The sequence below is a fragment of the Flavobacterium sp. FlaQc-48 genome (assembly GCF_044007335.1).
GTDB lineage: Bacteria > Bacteroidota > Bacteroidia > Flavobacteriales > Flavobacteriaceae > Flavobacterium.
In genome coordinates this window covers 1-288 of record NZ_JBIPCR010000083.1, presented here as the reverse complement: position 1 = coordinate 288, position 288 = coordinate 1, and the positions used below count along the sequence as shown (strand labels likewise).

Genomic DNA, 288 nt, shown 5'->3' with positions numbered 1-288 from the left:
TTACATAGTCTGCTATATTGTTTTCTAATGATAACTCATCCGATACAATGGCACTATCCAATGACCAGCCCTCGGCGCTGATAATTTCCTGATAACCGATTCCGTCTTCTGATAGAAGCATACTGCGCAAAACCTCATGACGCGAAACAATCTCCTGTAAGGTTTGTTCCAGTATCGATACCTCTAATGCTCCTTCTAAACCAAGAACTATAGGAATGTGATATTCGGTACTGCCTTGTAACTGATCCAAAAACCATAGTCGTTCCTGACTAAACGATAAAGGAATAC

1 protein-coding gene is annotated in these 288 nt (G+C 40.6%); it reads right to left on the bottom strand.

Annotated features, from left to right (window positions below; all coding sequences use genetic code 11):
• On the bottom strand, nt 1-288 hold a 288-nt coding region (locus ACHRWY_RS27670; protein ID WP_395359250.1), incomplete at both ends, for a condensation domain-containing protein.